21 protein-coding genes and 1 other RNA gene are annotated in these 18,613 nt (G+C 46.2%); 14 read left to right on the forward strand and 8 right to left on the reverse strand.

Annotated elements, in window-relative coordinates:
- Positions 1 to 91 precede the first annotated feature (91 nt).
- The 8 genes from V4534_08815 to V4534_08850 all read left to right on the forward strand — a co-directional run bounded on the left by V4534_08815 (position 92) and on the right by V4534_08850 (position 6,692).
- Entirely contained in the window at positions 92 to 823 is a 732-nt protein-coding gene (locus V4534_08815) for a hypothetical protein (GenBank protein MES2504963.1), read from the forward strand.
- A 49-nt stretch (positions 824 to 872) separates the two neighbouring features.
- Complete coding sequence (locus tag V4534_08820; GenBank protein MES2504964.1) at positions 873 to 2,015, forward strand: N-acetylmuramoyl-L-alanine amidase; 1,143 nt, start codon at positions 873 to 875, stop codon at positions 2,013 to 2,015.
- Between the two features lie 29 nt (positions 2,016 to 2,044).
- Positions 2,045 to 2,722 carry a hypothetical protein gene (locus tag V4534_08825; GenBank protein ID MES2504965.1) on the forward strand — a complete coding sequence of 226 codons (678 nt, stop codon included), beginning with the start codon at positions 2,045 to 2,047 and terminating at the stop codon, positions 2,720 to 2,722.
- A gap of 12 nt (positions 2,723 to 2,734) precedes the next feature.
- Positions 2,735 to 3,574 (forward strand): site-specific tyrosine recombinase XerD, encoded by an 840-nt coding sequence (locus V4534_08830; protein ID MES2504966.1) that lies wholly within the window; start codon positions 2,735 to 2,737, stop codon positions 3,572 to 3,574.
- The gene (locus V4534_08835) at positions 3,549 to 4,229 is read left to right on the forward strand and encodes a site-2 protease family protein (protein MES2504967.1); all 681 of its coding nucleotides are present in this window, start codon (positions 3,549 to 3,551) and stop codon (positions 4,227 to 4,229) included. The genes V4534_08830 and V4534_08835 overlap by 26 nt, the downstream gene beginning before the upstream one ends.
- Positions 4,214 to 5,077, forward strand: a complete 864-nt coding sequence (locus V4534_08840) for a segregation/condensation protein A (GenBank protein MES2504968.1) — start codon at positions 4,214 to 4,216, stop codon at positions 5,075 to 5,077. Before V4534_08835 ends, V4534_08840 begins: the two co-directional genes overlap by 16 nt.
- Positions 5,061 to 5,765: an SMC-Scp complex subunit ScpB gene (gene scpB, locus V4534_08845; GenBank protein MES2504969.1), complete on the forward strand. Its 705-nt coding sequence runs from the start codon at positions 5,061 to 5,063 to the stop codon at positions 5,763 to 5,765. Before V4534_08840 ends, scpB begins: the two co-directional genes overlap by 17 nt.
- Before the next feature lie 90 nt (positions 5,766 to 5,855).
- Positions 5,856 to 6,692 (forward strand): hypothetical protein, encoded by an 837-nt coding sequence (locus V4534_08850; GenBank protein MES2504970.1) that lies wholly within the window; start codon positions 5,856 to 5,858, stop codon positions 6,690 to 6,692.
- 119 nt (positions 6,693 to 6,811) lie between these two features.
- Here V4534_08850 and V4534_08855 read toward each other — a convergent pair whose 3' ends face one another.
- Positions 6,812 to 7,186 (reverse strand): hypothetical protein, encoded by a 375-nt coding sequence (locus V4534_08855; GenBank protein MES2504971.1) that lies wholly within the window; start codon positions 7,184 to 7,186, stop codon positions 6,812 to 6,814.
- 449 nt (positions 7,187 to 7,635) lie between these two features.
- Between V4534_08855 and V4534_08860 the strand changes: the two genes are divergently transcribed.
- Genes V4534_08860 through V4534_08875 form a run of 4 tightly spaced genes read left to right on the forward strand, consistent with a single transcriptional unit; the run spans position 7,636 to position 10,526 of the window.
- On the forward strand, positions 7,636 to 8,376 hold the full coding sequence (locus V4534_08860; GenBank protein MES2504972.1) for a pseudouridine synthase: 741 nt from the start codon (positions 7,636 to 7,638) through the stop codon (positions 8,374 to 8,376).
- Entirely contained in the window at positions 8,373 to 9,368 is a 996-nt protein-coding gene (locus tag V4534_08865) for a CDP-alcohol phosphatidyltransferase family protein (GenBank protein ID MES2504973.1), read from the forward strand. The genes V4534_08860 and V4534_08865 overlap by 4 nt, the downstream gene beginning before the upstream one ends.
- 28 nt (positions 9,369 to 9,396) lie before the next feature.
- Positions 9,397 to 9,990 carry a hypothetical protein gene (locus tag V4534_08870; GenBank protein MES2504974.1) on the forward strand — a complete coding sequence of 198 codons (594 nt, stop codon included), beginning with the start codon at positions 9,397 to 9,399 and terminating at the stop codon, positions 9,988 to 9,990.
- Entirely contained in the window at positions 9,987 to 10,526 is a 540-nt protein-coding gene (locus V4534_08875) for a hypothetical protein (protein ID MES2504975.1), read from the forward strand. The genes V4534_08870 and V4534_08875 overlap by 4 nt, the downstream gene beginning before the upstream one ends.
- A 55-nt stretch (positions 10,527 to 10,581) precedes the next feature.
- On the opposite strand, the gene V4534_08880 is transcribed toward V4534_08875, so the two are convergent.
- Positions 10,582 to 10,788, reverse strand: a complete 207-nt coding sequence (locus V4534_08880; protein ID MES2504976.1) for a hypothetical protein — start codon at positions 10,786 to 10,788, stop codon at positions 10,582 to 10,584.
- A 214-nt stretch (positions 10,789 to 11,002) separates the two neighbouring features.
- On the opposite strand from V4534_08880, the gene V4534_08885 reads away from it, so the two are divergent.
- Positions 11,003 to 11,749, forward strand: coding sequence for a hypothetical protein (locus tag V4534_08885; protein MES2504977.1), 747 nt, complete (start codon positions 11,003 to 11,005; stop codon positions 11,747 to 11,749).
- Here the strand turns inward: V4534_08885 and V4534_08890 are convergent.
- Positions 11,664 to 12,320: a 3'-5' exonuclease gene (locus V4534_08890; protein ID MES2504978.1), complete on the reverse strand. Its 657-nt coding sequence runs from the start codon at positions 12,318 to 12,320 to the stop codon at positions 11,664 to 11,666. The two genes, V4534_08885 and V4534_08890, sit on opposite strands and share 86 nt — an antisense overlap.
- A 2-nt stretch (positions 12,321 to 12,322) precedes the next feature.
- Positions 12,323 to 12,628 (reverse strand): hypothetical protein, encoded by a 306-nt coding sequence (locus V4534_08895; GenBank protein MES2504979.1) that lies wholly within the window; start codon positions 12,626 to 12,628, stop codon positions 12,323 to 12,325.
- Between the two features lie 83 nt (positions 12,629 to 12,711).
- On the opposite strand from V4534_08895, the gene V4534_08900 reads away from it, so the two are divergent.
- Positions 12,712 to 14,064: a patatin-like phospholipase family protein gene (locus tag V4534_08900; GenBank protein MES2504980.1), complete on the forward strand. Its 1,353-nt coding sequence runs from the start codon at positions 12,712 to 12,714 to the stop codon at positions 14,062 to 14,064.
- A 44-nt stretch (positions 14,065 to 14,108) separates the two neighbouring features.
- Here V4534_08900 and rnpB read toward each other — a convergent pair.
- The 4 genes from rnpB to V4534_08920 form a co-directional block, all read right to left on the reverse strand.
- An RNA gene (gene rnpB / locus V4534_08905) (RNase P RNA component class A) lies at positions 14,109 to 14,492 on the reverse strand.
- A 62-nt stretch (positions 14,493 to 14,554) separates the two neighbouring features.
- Positions 14,555 to 16,636: a hypothetical protein gene (locus V4534_08910; protein ID MES2504981.1), complete on the reverse strand. Its 2,082-nt coding sequence runs from the start codon at positions 16,634 to 16,636 to the stop codon at positions 14,555 to 14,557.
- Between the two features lie 24 nt (positions 16,637 to 16,660).
- Complete coding sequence (gene mutM, locus V4534_08915) at positions 16,661 to 17,482, reverse strand: bifunctional DNA-formamidopyrimidine glycosylase/DNA-(apurinic or apyrimidinic site) lyase (GenBank protein MES2504982.1); 822 nt, start codon at positions 17,480 to 17,482, stop codon at positions 16,661 to 16,663.
- 20 nt (positions 17,483 to 17,502) lie between these two features.
- A complete protein-coding gene (locus tag V4534_08920) occupies positions 17,503 to 18,543 on the reverse strand; it encodes a hypothetical protein (GenBank protein MES2504983.1) in 1,041 nt (346 codons plus the stop codon).
- Between the last annotated feature and the right edge of the window lie 70 nt (positions 18,544 to 18,613).

The raw sequence follows: 18,613 nt of genomic DNA on the forward strand, positions 1-18,613 counted from the left end.
CATTTTGCGCCGAGATATCATAAATGTCAATACATTGTATTGACATCCGGATGGGTTGAAATCGCCGGACCGATCCTCTAGCTGCTTTCGTATGAGAATCGTACTACTGCTCAGCTTTGGTGTTTCACTTTGGGCGCAAACTCAGTCTCCGCAGTGTCAGCCCATTGAGTTTGGATCAGATTACACTTTAGATGAAGGACTTACGGGAGATGCTTCCCAAAACTCGTTTAGTTTGTCGAACACTGAAATAACGATTAAGCCAGGGTGTGCTGCTGCGGGCGGTTATATTGACCTTTATCATCAAAATACCGTTGCGACCTTTACCAATGAAAGACCTGGACCAGGTTTTGATAGCTTAGCAATTTTAAGCGCCTGTACGGGCCGGATGCTTTTTGGCGTGGTCAGCAAAGAGCTGGGCTTTAATATTGTTAATCCGGGCGGCAGTTGCATGGCGAAAGTACTGCCCGCTGACAATTTGGCTAACCAAGTGGTTTTGAGGAATTGCTCAAGCGGGGATGTGTTGGCATTCGCCAATAAGACCTTCGTTAGTGAGACCAATGCGCAATGGGACGTTTCCATCAGGAGCACTGGCGTTGCCGCACAGGCTATTCCGTACCTGTTAGCTATGAAAGATAACGGAGGCTTTTCTTGCGCCAATGGTGTTCCTCGCCCTGTAGCAGCCGATGCAAACTGGCCTAAGAGCGCCATTATTGTCGCGACGGTCAGCGCTTGCACTATCGTGTTTGGCATTGCCGGTTTTGTGCTGTATAAACGTTACAATTGGGGAAGGTATCAAGCCTTGGCTCGAAAACTGGACAGTTAGATAACGGAATTTACTTGCGATTTTATAGAAATTTGATCATGGTTAAGATATGTTCATATTAGTATTGGCAGCAGCTCTTTTAGGGCAGGTGGACCATATTCACCTGAAAGGCCTGCAATTTCAGGTGGAATCTTCGCAAAAAGTGAAGATTTCACAGAAAACAGTGAATAAGCGCGTCGTTTTCGATATTAAACCAGCAAAATTGGGCAAAAAAGCGCCTAAGGCATTGGTTTCACAAAATAAAAATATTGGTAAAATTCGCATTGCTCAAGCAGGCAAAGATATTGTCAGGGTGACCGCTGAGCTCAAAGGCAAAGTTAAGTTGTCCATGAAACAGGTGCCAGCTGAAAAACCCAAATTGTTGGCGAAGGCCGCAAAAGGCGCAAAGAAGCTTACGCTTCCGCCTGCTTTGCTCGCTGACCAAGAGCAGCTCAGTGAAGCTGATGAAGATATCATTAATGATGTTTTGGATGAACAACCTGCCGCAGTGGCCACAGACGGCGATTCCAAAAGTTTAATCATTGTGCTCGATCCCGGGCACGGCGGCGATGATCCCGGCGCGATTGGAAAGGGCGGTCTGCGCGAGAAAGACGTGACGTTGGCTGTATCAAAACGAGTCAAAAAGATGATTGAACGCGATATACCAAGAGCAAAAGTCTACATGACGCGAGATGTGGATAAGACACTAACTTTGCCGAGCCGCACCGATTTCGCCAATCGCATGAAGGCGGATTTGTTTATCTCTATCCATGTGAATGCTTCGCTGAATCGCAAGACCCAAGGGGTTGAAACCTATTACCTGAACATCGCGCATGACCGCTATGCCTTAAGATTGGCAGCTCGCGAAAATGCCATGAGCGAAACAGAGACGTCCAATCTAGAGTTCATCTTGGCTGATTTGGCGATGAAATCTAGCGTGAGCGATAGTGTCCGTTTGGGTAATATCGTGCAAGACGCTTTGTGTGGCAATTTGCGAAACCAGTGGGATGACATTCGTAATTTGGGTCTCAAGCACGCCATGTTCTATGTGCTGATGGGCGCTAAAATGCCGGCCATATTGGTGGAGACTTCTTTTATCTCGAATAAAACGGACGAAAAGCGTTTGAAAAGTACTGACTATCAAAGCGCATTGGCTGAAGGTATTGTAAAGGGCATACATAGATACTCTGAAGATCGGGTTGCTATTAGGTAGTTAATGCCCTAGGTTCACCGATTTTAGTAATGAAGTATTTGTCATTTGTTGTTTTTTCTTGTTTGAGTTTTGCAAACCTCTTATTTGCGGCATGTCCCGATGTTGATCTGGGAAAAAAATATAATTTAACTCTCCACGATGATGGTTTGTCCGTTCTGAACGGCTCTTGGCAAGTGAATTTCGATTGTTTGCATAATATGAGTGGCAGATTTACGGAGAGACTTAATGGTAAGATTACGTCAGGCACCGATCTCATACAAAATCAGAGTTTGAAAGATCTGAATGTGGTTGATGTTTGCAATGTAAGGATTTTGTTTTCGTTGGTTAATGAACCGAACGGGTTTAGGCTGCAGCAAGCAAATGGGACTTGTTTGGCTAAAGTCGCTTTCTCAGACGCAGACGGTTCAGAGGTGATATTGCGCAATTGCGCAGCACAGCCGTTGGCTCGAGTTTTGCAGCCATCCACATCTGAAAATATCAACGTTCAGATTTTGAACGCGAGCGTTATGCCGCAACTTGTTCCCTATACCTTGGCTTTTCTCCATATGCATCGATTTAGGTGTCCAGCGCTCGATATACCTGCCGAATCTGGGATTTCTACAAAAGACGTATTAGCTATTGTTGCAGCAGTCATTTTGATTGGCAGTTTTTTGGTCAGTAGCGCGTTTGTTTGTCATTCTTATAGCGCGAAAAATGGGGAATGCTAGATTTAGGCTGACATGAATTGGAAAGATGCCATAGAAGGATTTTTAAACTACGCTCAGGTTGAAAAAGCCTTGAGCTTAAACAGTTTGGAATCCTATCGGCGAGATTTAAGTAAGCTGGCAGCTTATGCACTCTCGCAAAATCTCACGGTTGAGAACTTTAGCAAAGAAGATCTGACAAGGTACCAGCTGAGCGCATTATCGTTAGGTCTTAATGCCAGGAGTCAAAATCGGCATCTATCTTCTATGCGTCAATTTTTTCGCTTTTGGATGCGCGAAGGCGTATTAAAGCAAAATCCTGCCGCGGATGTAAGAAGGCCGAAAATGCCTTCAAAGTTGCCAGAATTTCTAAGTTTGGCTGAAGTAGATCGGCTTTTGCAGGCGGCGACCGAACACCCCAGAGACTATGCGATGCTATGCACGTTGTACGCTACGGGCCTTCGAGTATCTGAACTGATTGGCTTGCGCATGGATAATCTCGATTTATCCAGGGGTTTTTTGCGAGTGACTGGGAAGGGCAATAAAGAACGGCTGATTCCCCTGGGAGAAAAGGCGTTGGGCGCTTTAGAAAGCTATATTCCAGGTTCAGCCTGCGCGCCTGACCTCTTTCCCATGAGCCGGCAAGGATTTTGGAAACTAATTAAGCGTTACGCCAAAAAGGCTGGGATCTCAAAATCCATTTATCCACACCAACTTAGGCACAGCTTTGCCACCCATTTGGTTGAAAGAGGGGCGGATTTGAGGGGGGTTCAAGCGCTGCTGGGGCATGCGGACTTGTCAACCACCGAAATTTATATGCATATCAATCAAGAGCGGCTGCATCAGCTGTATGATAAACACCACCCAAGGGCTTAAAATGGACAATTTGAGATTGAATTTGGTGATGACACTCGGCGGACTGATTGTGGCGATCAGTGTGCACGAATTTGCTCACGTGGCCATGGCGAGGTTTTTGGGTGATAAAACGGGCGAGCAGATGGGCCGATTTACTTTAAACCCCATGAGCCATGTCGATCCGATCTGGACCGTGGCGTTGCCTGCTGTTCTCATTATTGCGTCTTCAGTCTCGTCAGGCGGCATGCCGATCTTTGCGGCCGGCAAACCGTCTCCGTATAATCCGAATTTCTTGAAGCGTAAGTTTTTTGGGAAGCCTTTGCGCGTTCGCACCGCTGAAGCTTTGGTCGCGATGGCGGGCCCCGTTTCTAATTTGATCATGGCCTTTTTACTTTTAGGCGTACTGAAATATAGCGGCCTCGCATTGATGGGGCTGTTGCAACCATTTATCGTAATTAATGTATCTTTATTTGTATTTAATCTAATCCCCGTCCCGCCGCTGGATGGCACCAAAGTTCTGCTGGCTATTTTACCTAGGCATTTGGCAGACAAGTATGAAGGTTTTGCGCCGCAGTTGTCTTGGATGCTGCTCATTGTGATACTGTTCGGAGGTGGAGCGGTCGTGGGCTTGGGCGTGAGGACCATCCTCATAGGAATGTCATGGTTGCTGATGTAACATCTACCATCGAACTGGGCGATGAGCGTTGCCTCATTCATGCATCTGGCCGTTTTACCAACGAAGACGCCAAGGACTACGCACCAAATCCAGAATCAGAACAACTGCACGTGGAGGTGCCTTTTTTTGAAGGGCCCCTCGATCTATTATTGCATTTGATCCAAAAGCATTCGCTCGATATTTTTGATATCCCGATTGTCTTGATTACCGAGAAATATCTCGAAGAAATTCAAAACTTGGACCTTGATCTGGCGGGCGAATTCTTACTGATGGCTGCCAGTTTGCTCCAAATTAAAAGCAAAATGCTTCTGCCCAAAGAAGAGCAACCTGCTGACGAGGAAGAAGATGGCGTTGATCCGAGAGCCGAGTTGGTTCGAAGGCTATTGGAATACCAGCGCTTCAAGGACGTTGCCGGCCAGCTCGGCAGCCGCGATTATTTGGGCTTCAATATTTTCGGTCGCATCTATGAAGAACCGGATATTGGCCCCGAAGAAGATCGTTTGGTGGCGCCAGTACCAGCTTTTGAACTGATCGAAAACTTCGCTCGCATCTTAGAGTCGATGCAACCTAGAACAGGTCACACGGTTTCGTTTGAGCCGGTAAGCCTTAGGGCGCGCCTTACAGAAATGATCGAGTTTAGCCGTCTCAAACTAACTTATTTATTCAAAGACGCTTTAGGTTTCTTCGGCGCGAAGACCAAATCCGACTTAATTATTACTTTCCTAGCCGTTTTAGAAATGGCGCGGCTTAAATTGGTTCACATCAAGCAAGAACCGGGATCCTCCGAGATTCACTTAACCGCTTTAGACAACGAATTTGACGGAGATATTCATGCTATCGACCTTTAATCTAGAGCACGCGCTGGAGGCGATTATTTTTGCCTCACCCGAGCCCATCTCTCTCACCCAGATCGTATCGGTGTTTGAAAACCAGGGTTATGAATACACCCGCGAAGAAATCGGCCAAGCTTTGCTTGAGCTTAAAATACGTGAAACCGGCATCTCGATCCAGGAAGCTGCAGGCGGCTACGTTTTCAGAACCGTGCCCACGTACGGAGGCCTGGTCCGGGCACTTCTACAAGAAAAGCCGCAAAAACTTTCAGCATCTCAGTTAGAAATCCTATCAATTATTGCCTACAGACAGCCAGTAACTCGCCAAGAGATCGAAGACATTCGGGGCGTAGATTGCTCTTCCGCGCTGAAGCGCCTCTTGAACCTAAAACTCGTCAAAATCATGGGCAAATCCCAAGGCATGGGCCGCCCACTTCTTTATGGAACCTCGAAAGAATTCTTAGAATTTTTCGGTTTCAACTCTTTGCATGAGCTCCCATCCCTCAAAGAGTACCAAGACCTAAATAAGGAAAAACCTGAGCCAGTGACCGCTGAAGAAGGCGAAGAAATTTTACTTAAAGACCTGTTCGCTGAAAAAGAATACTCAACCGCTGAGCATGAACGCCAAAATCAAGAGGCCTTAGAAGCTCTGGATAAGGCTTTGGGTGTGTTAAGCCAGACTGAAAAACAGATGGCCCAACCTTGAGGGAACAGTCTCGCTTTCTTTGGCATTAACTACAGGGTTTTACTTGCGGGAATTTTGTAGGTATTTGGGTATTTCAATTTTAAACGTTTTATGCGTTATTTAATCATGCTAAAATATCTTTTTTTAACGCTTATTGTAAGTTTTTCGATGACGTTTGCTCAAAGCGGAGGTTCGCGCAATCCTTATGCTGCTCAGCCGGTGCCTTGGCGTAGTAAAACCCAGAAAGCAAACAGCTCCTCTAGCATTGAAGGAGATTCTGCGGCGCAAGCTAGACAAGAAAAAGGGCACTGGATATTAAACGTCGCTTTATCTATGTATTCTGGGGAACAGCAATTTGAAGCAGAGAACTGTGAAAATGAAAGTCAGGTGATTGTACCTTGGACAGTTAAGTTAGAAAAAGATGAGCTTAACGGTTTGGGACTCGGCAAAGTCGTGCGTTGTACCTTCGTGCTTGCCCGCCCTAATCTGCCAATAGCTAGGCCCGCAAGCGACGAAGATATCGAAGAGTATGAAGTTAAGAAGAATAGAGCAAAATACTTTTTTAATCATGCTAAAATTGAAGATTTCATTCGTACTTGTATTGACAGCGACGGAAATTTAAATGAACGACTCTATGAACTTCATTTTAGAACACCTAATCATAAATTATTAGATAAGATCCGGTCAATAGGAGGAGGAAGGCCCAACAGGAAAGAGTTTAGGCTAGCTTATGGCCAGCTTAAGAGACTTAAGCTTTGGGAAGTTGACGTGTTATTAGGCCTCAATAATCATAATCATCTGACAATCTGCTATGTCTCTACGCATGCTGAAGAGCTTTTTTATGTGCAGGTTGCAAGACTGCTGCGTATTAATTTGCTTACCGGTGTCCACATTAAGACTGTGCCTGAATCAACAAGCACCTTTGGTTCGACGCCACAAGTTCGTTAGGCAACGCTCGCGTTCCCCAAAGGTATTGCAAAAGGCCCTCAATCGTTACAATCTAGCGATACTGTGCTTTGGACAACGCCTTGGGTGTATTGAGCCAGACCGAAAAAGAACTCAATTCGTCATCTCCAAGTTGAACGGGCACACTCCATAGCCATAACCTTATAACGCGGCGGCTGACGGCCAGTCCCTTGCATCAGGTTAACCTGCATCTTGAATTTGTCTAAGGCACCTTTAGGAATTTTAAAATTAATACTGTAATAGAATAAATAGACGTCTGGCGGGTTGTAGCCGTTTACGGTAATCTCTTCTTCTCCCTCTGGCGTAACTTCTGTGTATATTCTCCCATTGGTCACGGTCAGCCCTTCTGAGCATAGCTCAACCTGTGAATCGGAGATCAGCATGTGCGCGCCACCTTGTCCTTTGCACTCGATTTTGCTGAGGCTGAATGCGTAAGAGCCGATGCCTAAACATAAAGCAAATAAAGCGAATTTCATAAGTTTAACTCCCTACGGAGCATATTCTTAACCGGCATAATTTGGACTTTTTGTCTTGCGAAACGGAAGCAATTATGGTTTCTTCCGCCGATGAAAAATCTATCTTTTATACTCGTTATGGTAGGATTTAGTTTGTCGGTACTCGCCGTCGACTTTAGAAGGCTTTATGGAAGTCATTCGCAAGAGGCTCTTAGATTAAGACCAATAGCATTGGATCCGGATGACGTTCGTAGATTTGCAGCTGCAAATAGATTGCTAGGGATCCTAAGCACTCTTAATCTTGGTAATATGCATGTTCAAGACGAATTCCAGCTTATGTCAGATTTAGCTTCTCCTAATTACGATGCAGATTCTTCCTGGCGAGCGCAAGGGCTGCACTCAAATTCGCAGTAGGGCGCAAGCCAGCGGGTATTGCAAAAGACCCCCAAAAAGTAGAGTCTAGCAGGACTATGGCACAAGAGAGACTTCACAAAGCACTGGCCCGAGCGGGTGTTGCTTCCAGACGTCAAGTCGAAAAAATGATAGACCAAGGCCTCGTTCGAGTGAACAATAAACGTGTTCTCGAGCAGGGTATGGTTGTAGATACCGAAATCGATCAAGTTTTCGTCGAAGGCAAACGAATCAATATTGCAACGGATGAACTATCCGAGCGGGTATACTTCTTACTTTATAAACCAACTGGCGTCCTATCCAGCACCAAAGACACAGGGGATCGCAAAACCGTGGTGGATTTGGTTAAAGGTATTAGCGGCACACGCATCTATCCGGTTGGCCGGCTAGATTACGATGCTGAAGGCGCCTTACTGCTCACCAATGATGGTGAGTTGACCAATCAACTGATTCACCCTAAATTTCATATTCCTAAAGTGTATGAAGTGAAGGTTAAAGGCACGCCAACTGAAGAATCCGTTAATAAGCTGCGCCGCGGGATCTATCTAGAAGATGGCCCTACCGGCCCTTGCGAAATCGAATTTTTGAGAAAAGCCAAGATTAACACTTGGGTTAAAGTGGTCCTGACTCAAGGGAAAAACCGCCAAATCAAGCGCATGTTCTGGCGCATTGAACATCCGGTTGCCAAAATCGTTCGCACTCATTTTGCAGGCATTTCGGTGATGGATTTGAAGCCTGGTGAGTTTAGACCACTGACTAAGCGTGAGCTTTTATCACTTAGAGCTTGTGTCAAACGATGACGGCAAATCAGGTCACCCTAGCGCGCATTTTCTTACTGCCCATTCCTTGCGCCATGCTGTTGTTTGCGGACATGACCTGGCAATGGATCGCATTTTTTCTATTCGTTTTTTTAGGGATGACCGACTTTATTGATGGCATGATGGCCAGACGGGAAGGGCCGACCAAGCTTGGCGGCCTTTTGGATCCGGTAGCTGACAAAATCATGATGGCAGCCATCACGCTATCTTTAAGCGGAAACGGTTGGGTACCGGCTTGGGTACCCGCTGCAATACTTTCTAGAGAGCTGTTTGTGACTGTGCTCAGAAGCAGCGTTGCCATGCGCGGTCAGCAGGTTAAGACCAGCAATTTAGCCAAGATGAAGACCATCATTCAGATGGGCGGTTTTGGCACCATTTTCATGACACTGTTCTTAACGCCCCAGATGGCCAGTTTGGTTGCGATGTTTTGGATGGTATTTTTTCTAGCCATTTGGGCTTATTGGGTTTTTGTTCGCAAAGAATCTGCGCCTCACTGGGCTATTCAGGTCGCCGGTAGTTTTGTTTACTGGTTTGCGTTGCTTAATCTGACATCCACTGAAACCGCCATTTTGCTGCAGTGTGTGGTGATTGTCGGTATTACTTGGTTTAGTGCCATCGACTATTTGCTTACCAGTTACAAGTTGTTTTGGGCCACCGGCCTTGGCGGTAAAGATCTGGTGCGGCTGTTTTGGGCTTTGGCCCATGGCGTTTTAGCCTTGTTTGCAGCCAGTTATAATCCAGGGCTGATTATCCCAGTATTAATTAGTATGTCTTTTGAGCTAGGATTGGGCGGCGTGGATAATATTGCGGTGGCAGAAGGCAAAGTGCTTAACTGGCGGCTGTTTGCAGTCAGTGGCGCGATTGCCACTTGGTTTTCGTTGATTCAAACGCCTGGCCTGGCGATTATCTTAGCCGTTACCAGTGGCATTTGTTGCTGGCTTGGCGCACGTGAAGTTAAGTGGCGTTTCTTTTAACTGAGATTATGCTAGGACTTTAAGTCCCATGGCAATTCTTTCAGGCTCTATTACCTATACCCGTTTTTCTGTATTGGCGAATTTGCCAAACTCACTGGCTGAATATTTCGAAAAGGCTTTGGCAATCAGGCGCTTCGTGCCTTTGCATGAAGAAGGCCGCGATATCGAAAGCTCTGGTTGGGTTTCCATTCAAAATCCTTATTTGGATGATGAACGCATTTTAAATAATCAATTTATGTATGGTGATCTGATCGTTCTTGGCTTTAGAGAAGATAAGATTAGCATCCCCAAAGCCATGCTCAGAGATTTGGTCTCACGTCGCCTCCAAGAGTTCCCCGACAAAAATAGGCAAGTTGTAGAAGCGGCCGTGATTGCTGAACTGCGCCAGCGTATCTTGCCTAAGAGCAAAGTGACCGAAGTCCTGTGGGACTTGTCTAAAGGCCAAGTGCGGCTGTTTGCTCGAGGCAAAGGCATGTGCGAGAAATTCGAAAAACTTTTTGAACAAACTTTTCAAGCAAAATTAAAACAGTTAACTTACCCAGAAATCGCGCTATCTCAGCAGCTTTCTTTAAAAGATAAAGGCTATCTGGAAACGCTAATGCCGCAGGAGATATTCACATGATTCAACTTGATTTTTTAGGCGCTGAATTCTTAACTTGGCTTTATTTTAGAATAGAAGAATTGCCTCAGGTAACGCTAGGTAAAAAAGTCTCGTTGAAGCCACTAAACGGCGAAGATCGCAAGGTGACTATTTCCACGCCCAATCTTGATGACAGCGGTGAAGTGCTGCAAGCAATCCGTTCTGGCTATCACGTTGAGACGCTGGCGCTTGAGTATGTCATTGATGAACGCGTCCATGCGTTCACGCTGAATGCCACAGACGGCACCATTAGCGGTGTTCGCAGCAACGGCCATGGCAAGAGCACAGGCGAAGATCAAGAAGCCGATATCTTGCTGCGCATGGCGAATCTAGACGAAATCGAAGAGATTTTAATGAAACTGTTCGGACAGTTTATGGAGGTGAGACTGGGTCAAACTTTCGTGTCGCAAGAAATTAAATCGATCAGAGAGTTTGTACTGCAAGGCCTACAGGCGAAACTGGTTGGTCCATTACCAACTTGGCGCAGCGCGATGAACGAAGCGCCCATGCAGGCATAAAAAAACCCTCTTTCAAAAATTAGTCGAAAGAGGGAAAATTCTACCTGGCAACAAATTAGTTAGCAGGAACTGCTTCTGCAGGAGCGTCAGCAGCTGGAGCTGGAACAACTTCAACTGGAGCTGCAGGAGCAACTTCAGCAGGAGCAGCTTCAGGAGCCAATTCTACTGGAACTTCTTCAGAGTTTCTGCTGCATTTGCTGCAAGCAGAAGTAGCGAAAAGAGCCAAGGTAACGATGGTCAACAACAAATAACGAGCTTTCATGAATATCCCCAATCTAATAAACGTTTAGTAGACAAGATGAGTCCTGCCTATTTTTCACCCAATAGCACCACATTTTGGCCAAAACAAGAGAAATTTCACATTCAGTGTAAATATTCGACCCAGCACTGGGTGCCCGAAATGTTAGTGAGTGAACGGGGAGCCTTGTGAACAGAAAGCTTGTCTGGAATATTTCCATTTCGAAAGCAATATTTAAATGACGCTGTTGGCTCTATTGTTGCTTGGGCCGGTATATATCACAGAAGTGTATGTGCATGGCAATGAGCGAAAAAAGGGCAGACAATGGTTGGAAATAGTAAATGTCAGCGAAAAGCCCGTTAACTTAAATGCTGCCACTTTAAGAAGGCTAGACGGAAAAGACCAAAAAGAGGCTTGGCGCGTGGCGCTTCCCTTTAATGATTTGCATTTAGCACCTCGCCAATATGCCATCATCGCGCAACGCGGAGATCTTGGCAGAATGCTCTGCTCGGATATCACAGTTCTCGAAGTAAAAGAAAAGCAGTTTGCGTTCAAAGCTTCAGGAACCCAAAGCGTATGTATCATGCCTGACGGGGAGGCAGAGAGCTGCAGTCTTTTGTCTGATTCAAAGAAAATCGAAAAAGATCATTCTCGAAATCTCATCCCCGGTTCCTGGATAACAGAGACCTGTGAGTTAAGCCCCGGCTTTTTCGCATCGCCAGGTCTGCCATTGGGCTTTTGTGAAAATAATATCGCTTCGCCTTGGCGTGAATGCTCGCTAGAAGCAGAAACCGTCTCTTTGCAAACTGGCATGAAAAAACGCCAATTGGCCACAGGTTGCGCGAGCACACAAGTATCCAATCTCACTTTGATACTGCTCGCGTTGCTGTGGATAATCTTTAGGAAGGGTTGCGCGCTTTATAAGCACGATATTGGCGCTCTTGCTCGCTACGCCAGCCGTTTTCCAAAATCAAAAGTTCTTTAAGTGAGGCGGCTTTCAAATGGGGGGCCAGCTTCAAAAACAGATGTCCAGCGGCCTTGGCGTCTGCCAACGCCCGGTGAGCGCCGTCCATTTGCACGCCCCAACGAGCAGCGGCATCGCTCAGTCGCTTGCCTTTTTTATATCGGTCGATTTCACGGATATGAATGCATGGATCCACCCAGTGTACTTCCGGGAAAGTGTGCCCAGCACGCCCAAACTCGGATTCGATAAAAGATCGATCAAAATTCGCGTTGTACGCAACCAGGTATGAAGCCTTGGAGCAAGCCTCCAAAAAATCAGCCATATGGTCCGAAAATGCCGGCTGGCCAACAAGCATATCGCTATGGATGCCAGTCAAAGTCGTAATTTCGGCAGGCAAAGGACCTTCAATGGCACAGAGCCTCGCATCCGACGCCACTTCGAGTTGCTTGTCAAATAAGACCCAAGCAATTTCAATCACACGGTTCTGCTGATGATTGAGGCCCGTGGTTTCGGTATCAACCACCAAAAAGGGCATGTCTGACCAATGAGGATCTTTAGGCGCGGAGTTTTCAAAAAAAGAGAGTTGAGACATATTTATGATACTTTCAATCTGGTGTTGCCAATGGAGATAGAATCTGAGCTTTGCAGAAGCCTGGATTCTTCAATCGATAAATCAACCCATACTCTGCCACGGTCACAAAAAATAACCAGCCCCTGCACCGGATTTAGAATGGCGTCCTCTAAAAGGATATCAGGCCCTTGATTTATAAGGATTTCTTTCGGTACATATTTCATGACCAGCTCACGCTGATCAGGGTTTAATAGCCTCTCATCAGCAATGAGGCCTGGCTCGTAACGCCCTATCAAGCGGAAGCTGTCCTTGGGAATGCTATAGCGCATTCCAGTGTCTGGTCCTTGGATGACTGTGAGATCTAAAAATGCAATGCTTGTCATATGGGTGTTTGATTGGGTAAACTAAGTTGGTGAGTCAGGATACCAGAGCTTTTATTAAAGAACTAACGCATTTGGAATGCCGCGTGGTTCGAGGGATGGTGGACGGCTCGTTGATCCTGAATTCAAAAGACGAGTCTGTTTTAAGATGGGCGCTATCGCTTGGGCGAGTATCCAAAGTGTTAGGCGATAAGCCAGTCGAGATTGGCCCTGGTACAGACATCTATCGCACCAAGCTGTTCGGGCTATTAACCAACGCGCCCAACTGGTCAGGCATTAAGGAATGTATTCCAGCCATTTATAAACTTGCTTTAAGCGAACAACAGGAACTTCTGGCTCTGTATGGCAGTCGCTTAGATGTGAAAGCTTTGGAGGACGCGGTTTCGAAACGCCCCTTGGCGCTCGCTTTAGGTGGTGGAGGCGGTACTTCTTTCGTATTCACCGGGGCATTCGCCGCCCTGCATGAAGCTGGCATTATCCCTGATGCCATCGCTGGCAGCTCTATGGGCGCTGTGCTCGGTTTGTACCGTGCTAAATATCGTGAATTTGATTTGGATCGTTTAAAGAGCTTAGCTGGCCCTACCGTTTGGAGCAGGCTGACGCAAAACGGTGAGCAAGGCAGCCGATTTGGACTTTCTGCTAGCTTTAGACTGAATCTTCACGATGTGTTTGGCTTAGAATTTCAAAAAGGCAATCGGACCATGTATTTGTCCGAGCTTGAAATTCCTCTCAGGGTTACTTTAGCAGGCATGTCTGATCAAGATGTACAGAAATTGCCACAGACGCAGTGGTTGGAGGAAGAGGAGACCGTTAATGCTAGCCAGCTCAAAAAGCGAGAGCAGGGCATTATCCAGGCTTTGCTGCAGGTTGCGACTAAGTCTCTGAAAGCCATTTATCTGGGCGGTGATGACTTAACCAAAGATTTTGATGTTTTAGATGCCGTTGGCTTTTCGGCTGCTGTTCCGGGCTTGTTTCATTACGATGTGCTGCGTAATGATCCGCATATGGTGCCGCTCATTCGAGAAGTGATGCACCAACATGGTGTCAGCCGCTTTTTGGACGGTGGCTTTGTGGATAATTTGCCCGCAGCGCAGGCTCAAAGTTGTTTGACAGATCCTTTTGTGCTGGCTTTAGATGGCTTTTCGCCGAATTGGAAAAGACATTGGCTATTTTTGCCCCTCATGCGCATTGCTGCCGAATCCAGTAAAGAAGGCTATAAAACCGCTCATCTGACCATTGCCTATCAGCGCGTGCTATCGCCCATTAACATTGTGCCTTCGCCGATTGAACTGACTCGGGCCATTGAAAATGGTTACAAAGAAACGATACCGCATCTGCCATTTATTAAAAAGATGCTGGGGCCCATTCCCAATCCATTCGCATAAAAAAAGCCACCCACCAAACTCGCGTTTATTGGGTAGCTTTCATTCGTTTCAGTGGTCTTTAAGCCGGGTTTTGTCCACCCAGGGATTGCTCCCACAGGATAGATGGCCATTCGTCTAGGGGTTTCGTTGCCAAAACCCTCGAGCGATCTCATTAGAAACTCAGCCTACGAGCAGCAGGACGACGAGTCTCACCTTGATCTTTCACCGGGTGGGGTTTACCCTGCCAAGCTTGTCTCCAAGCCCGCGGTGCGCTCTTACCGCACCTTTTCAACCTTACCCACCTATGCATAAAGCTTCGGCGGGCGGTATATTTTCTGTGGCACTTTCCTTCAAGTCACCTTGACCGGTCGTTAACCGGCACCCTTACTCTACGGTGCCCGGACTTTCCTCTCGTTTGTTGCCAAACCAGCGTCCATCTTTCGCACTGAAGCGAACGATGGCACATTGAGGCTTTCTATTTAAAAAGGCAATATGTGGTGGGAGCCTAGTCTTAAGGTTTAGCTCTTCTTACATTCCGGCGAACGACTCGAATCGTATCGCTTTCGGTCTCGGTAGATAGAGGCGCAGGCGCTTTTATTTGAGACGATGCTGGGGTGAATTGATTAAGGTCACTCAGTTGAGCCAGGTCATCTTCGCATTCTGTTTTTAGGAGCGGCTGAGTATCAGGAAGTAATGATTGCCGCTGGATGAGGTAAGCTTTTAAGACGGTTGCTTGTTGCCTACTCAACCGAAAGCTTTTTTCTGATATTGCATCCACTGGTGTGTAGATGACGTTCGCTCGGTTGGTCGAACTCCAGTTACCAATGATACTATGTGACAGGCCCATGCGTTCGAGCAGTTCGCTCGCACTTGTCTGAGTTCCTAGAGTGTTGGCTGCCATCTTGCCGATCAAGTTTAGTTCTGTTTCATCGTCAGGCAGATCCAGTGGTGTATTCTGACCTTCTTTAAGTTTGGCTGCACTTTCTGCTGCTCTGTCGAAAATACGTACACGTTCCTTTAGGATCTTTCGATGTTCAGGGATCAGATCCTTTTCAGTATCGATGCTCGGAACCAAATTCCCGACGAGAGATGGCGTTTTTTCGGCCTCTGCAAAACGCGCCTCTAAACTTCTCATGCTTTCAGAAGACCTCATAATTCGGCTCGCCAAATCCGCTGCATGTTGGATGACCTCAGATTGCGATTGAGTAAGAAGTTGAGAGTATACTTCATCGAGAGCTTTTGCCGACGCGTTGTTTAACTTAATTGAAATTTGCCTAATTTCGTCATCAAGTTTCCACTGAACTATGCCGAGACTGCTCTCTCCTTTTTGTTTATTTTCTAACTCGTCAAACTCATTCAAGATTCTCTGAATATCTGGATGGGTTTGTATGGGGCCCATCGCTTTTTCCCACAGGTCCTTTTGTATGCTTATATATTTGCTAATCTGTTGTCGATTTTCGAGAATTTTTTGATGCCGGGACTTTTGGTTGTTCAAACGTCCCATTAGCCTCTGCTTTTCATTAAATAAAATGTCCCGGTTCTGATTTATAGCGGTCTCAATATTTTTCCTGTCGGTCAAGAAATGCTCATTCCCCGGCACAAGTGCATCTATTTGTTCTTGAAAATCCCGAGCGAAAGTTAATGTTCGACCGACGTCTGCGATTGCTACTTCTAACGAGTGGATTGCTCTAGTCGCCTCTATTTTAATGACGCCTGCGAAGGTGTTTCGTTCTTGGATCAGGCCCTGCCTGACCTCTAGGTGTTTGATCTGGTCTGCTAATACTCCGAAGCTATTTTTATCAGATTCATTTTCAAAAAACACGTATAGGCCGGATTGATTGGTTCGGGTATCAACTGCGAACGGGAGCCGCTGATTTTTTTTGGAGTCTGAGAGAACTAAATTGTCTTGCTCTGCTCTTAAGGTTTTAATCTGAGCCTCTAGGTCTGATGCTGGGGTACTAAAAGAGGCAGCTCTTTCCACTGCTTCTTTTTTTTTGTTGAGGCCATCCAAACGCTTCGTAAGGTCATCAAGTTCTTTTCCTTTTTCTAAATGCGCAGTTGCCTCTTCGGCTAATTGATTTTGGTTAATCGTTTGCAAGTGCTCATTTAAATCATCTAGGTGCTGGATTTCAGTCTCATATGGTCTGATAGAATTCGCCTTACCGATATCGGCGGTTTTCACGTTAAACCATTCGCGGTGATTTTCTTTGGGATTCGCCTTTTTCCATTTTTCCCAATCTTTAAAGTCGTTCTCAGTTAAGCCAACAAGCTTTGAACGTTGGAATTTTCTTAATACCCATCGACCTAAGCTGCTGGAAGTTTCTGTGTAAGTTTGTTCAGCGTCCCTGTACTTTTTGACGACACTTTTTGTTTCCTCTTTGAGGGCGTCTAGTTGTTTATGAGCCTCGGTTCTTAAATGTTGAAATGTTTCTAAGGGAGCTCTTACTGTTAAAACAGGCTGAGACGGCTCAAAAACAGCTTTGTCAGGGGTTTCAGTCACAGATGGGCGAGGCGTAGCCGTATCTGCGAGGTCCTCTGCGGCCCGGTCTTGAAACCCGCCATCCGCCCTACCAATATCCGGCATAAACCCCATTTATTAACAATATCATTTCTACCCCTATTTCTGGCAGCTTTGGCAGTAAAAAGTGCTCCGACCCGCTTGGATGGACTTCTTAATAGGTGTTTGGCATTTTTTACAAGGTTTTCCTGCTCTGGAAAATACAAACAGCCTGCTTTGGTTATCACCTTTTCGCCCAAAGCCGTCCACGTAGGACATAAAAGTCGTCCCTCTTTGATCTACAGCGGTTTGCATAGCTTTCCTGCAGCATTGCAAGAGACGGGTTGCTTGTTTGATGGTGATTTGATCGCCCCGTTTAAAAGGGGAAAGCTCGGCTAAAAATAGAGCTTCGCTGGCATAGATGTTGCCTACGCCAGCAATCAGCTTTTGGTCCATCAGCAAAACTTTTAACAGGCGTGCGCTTTCGCACATTTTCTGTGCGACTTCGGCCGGAGGCTTGCTACCCCACGCGAGCGGGTCGGGCCCCATTTTGGCAAATTCGGCTTTTTTTTCTTCGATTGAAAAATAAGGAACCACAGAGCCAAATCGCCTGGGGTCGATAAACCTAAGCTCTTCGTTATTATCAAATCGCAGCGTAACGTGAGTATGAGCTTCGCCCGGATGATTTTGTTCGTGTATATGAATGCGGCCCGTCATGCCTAAGCGGAAGAAAACGCCGGTGGTTTCATTAATCTCCAACCATAAAAGCTTTCCATGCCGATTGGCTGCCTGAATGGTTTGGCCAATAAGTGGTTTTAAGCTTTTAAGGGATATGGGCGTTCGCAAAGCTTTGCCACTCAGGCGAATATCGACGATTTGACGGCCGCAAATTAGCGATTCGATATCGCGACGGATGGTTTCGACTTCAGGTCCTTCGGGCATGCGTGAAGATAACACAAAATTTATAAGTCTTGATCACGAGACAAGGAGAAGGATCTGGCGCTACCGCTCGCCTTGATATTACATCGAGGTTTCCCAATATCTGAAGCGGAATAGAAATGAGCGCCCGGTTCCTCACCATATGAAACATATGAGTAAAAATAACGACCGCCTTGGGTAGTCGGGTCCTTTTTAGCGATAGAAGAGCAGAGTTCGTAATCGCTTATTTCTTCAGCCGAAAATAGAGGAGCATTCTCTTGTAGTAGTTTTTCGATTAATTCTTGGGTTTGGCATTCGGAAAAAGACTGGCCTTTAATGCTTACGCAGCACTTTCCTGAATCATTGGAATGGTTGATCAAAACATGCATCGATGCTGGCGCAATGGCATCGAGGGTAACGGAGGAGATGCAGCCCACTAGCTTGCGGAAAATGGCTATGAGCTGTTCCGCATTCGCTCCGGCTCTAACCAGATCTTGATAGAGCGCATAGCCACGGCTATCGATTTTTGGCCTGATACCCAAGTTTAGCATTGTGTCGAAAAAATAGACGTAACCTAACGCCCAATCAGGGAAGTCTTCATGAGCCTTACCTAAAAACATGCCAATGCTTTCGACAGTTTCAATTGTATTTCCGGTTGAAATTTGCTGAATTTCCCCTGCGCGGCTGCCAATCGAGTTGAATTTTCCCTTGTTAAAATTGATATCCTGTAGCAATTTGGGCAGGTCCGTATTTTCAATGTCGGTATAATAAGTTGTTTTATCGAAGGAGTCGGTGCGTCCTCTAATAATTAACGGCCGGCCGTACCAAGCACTAACGCTTTTCGCGAAAATGTCTGATAGATGCATCCCCGCAACAAAGGACACAGTGCGAGGCGTAGATTCCATTTGACCGAATAGGAGTGTTAATGCTTCGAGCGTGCCGCCGCTTAGGCCACGTTGGTAAATATACTTTCCGGTTGGGTTTGTCGGCAGTTTTACCCAGTGGTTAGGTCCTAATTCTAATAGCTCAGTTAAGGGTTTAACTAAATCAGATCGAATATTCGCAGAACCAACGACTGAAAACATAAAAATGTAAAATATAGCGAATTTTAACATTGTCTTATTGTGTCATATTCGATTTGCGCGTCAAGTAGAG

It is taken from the genome of Myxococcota bacterium, assembly GCA_040387835.1.
Lineage (GTDB): Bacteria > Myxococcota > UBA727 > UBA727 > JABDBI01 > JAZKCZ01.

Bases quoted from the DNA above. Each gene is read 5' to 3' on its own strand.
- V4534_08910 (MES2504981.1), bottom strand. From the start codon at position 16,636: ATGGGGTTTATGCCGGATATTGGTAGGGCGGATGGCGGGTTTCAAGAC.
- V4534_08820 (MES2504964.1), top strand. From the start codon at position 873: ATGTTCATATTAGTATTGGCAGCAGCTCTTTTAGGGCAGGTGGACCAT.
- V4534_08860 (MES2504972.1), top strand. From the start codon at position 7,636: ATGGCACAAGAGAGACTTCACAAAGCACTGGCCCGAGCGGGTGTTGCT.
- mutM (MES2504982.1), bottom strand. From the start codon at position 17,482: ATGCCCGAAGGACCTGAAGTCGAAACCATCCGTCGCGATATCGAATCG.
- V4534_08885 (MES2504977.1), top strand. From the start codon at position 11,003: ATGACGCTGTTGGCTCTATTGTTGCTTGGGCCGGTATATATCACAGAA.
- V4534_08830 (MES2504966.1), top strand. From the start codon at position 2,735: ATGAATTGGAAAGATGCCATAGAAGGATTTTTAAACTACGCTCAGGTT.
- V4534_08825 (MES2504965.1), top strand. From the start codon at position 2,045: ATGAAGTATTTGTCATTTGTTGTTTTTTCTTGTTTGAGTTTTGCAAAC.
- V4534_08865 (MES2504973.1), top strand. From the start codon at position 8,373: ATGACGGCAAATCAGGTCACCCTAGCGCGCATTTTCTTACTGCCCATT.
- V4534_08870 (MES2504974.1), top strand. From the start codon at position 9,397: ATGGCAATTCTTTCAGGCTCTATTACCTATACCCGTTTTTCTGTATTG.
- scpB (MES2504969.1), top strand. From the start codon at position 5,061: ATGCTATCGACCTTTAATCTAGAGCACGCGCTGGAGGCGATTATTTTT.
- V4534_08840 (MES2504968.1), top strand. From the start codon at position 4,214: ATGGTTGCTGATGTAACATCTACCATCGAACTGGGCGATGAGCGTTGC.
- V4534_08880 (MES2504976.1), bottom strand. From the start codon at position 10,788: ATGAAAGCTCGTTATTTGTTGTTGACCATCGTTACCTTGGCTCTTTTC.
- V4534_08850 (MES2504970.1), top strand. From the start codon at position 5,856: ATGCGTTATTTAATCATGCTAAAATATCTTTTTTTAACGCTTATTGTA.
- V4534_08835 (MES2504967.1), top strand. From the start codon at position 3,549: ATGATAAACACCACCCAAGGGCTTAAAATGGACAATTTGAGATTGAAT.
- V4534_08890 (MES2504978.1), bottom strand. From the start codon at position 12,320: ATGTCTCAACTCTCTTTTTTTGAAAACTCCGCGCCTAAAGATCCTCAT.
- V4534_08875 (MES2504975.1), top strand. From the start codon at position 9,987: ATGATTCAACTTGATTTTTTAGGCGCTGAATTCTTAACTTGGCTTTAT.
- V4534_08855 (MES2504971.1), bottom strand. From the start codon at position 7,186: ATGAAATTCGCTTTATTTGCTTTATGTTTAGGCATCGGCTCTTACGCA.
- V4534_08895 (MES2504979.1), bottom strand. From the start codon at position 12,628: ATGCGCTATAGCATTCCCAAGGACAGCTTCCGCTTGATAGGGCGTTAC.
- V4534_08815 (MES2504963.1), top strand. From the start codon at position 92: ATGAGAATCGTACTACTGCTCAGCTTTGGTGTTTCACTTTGGGCGCAA.
- V4534_08920 (MES2504983.1), bottom strand. From the start codon at position 18,543: ATGTTTTCAGTCGTTGGTTCTGCGAATATTCGATCTGATTTAGTTAAA.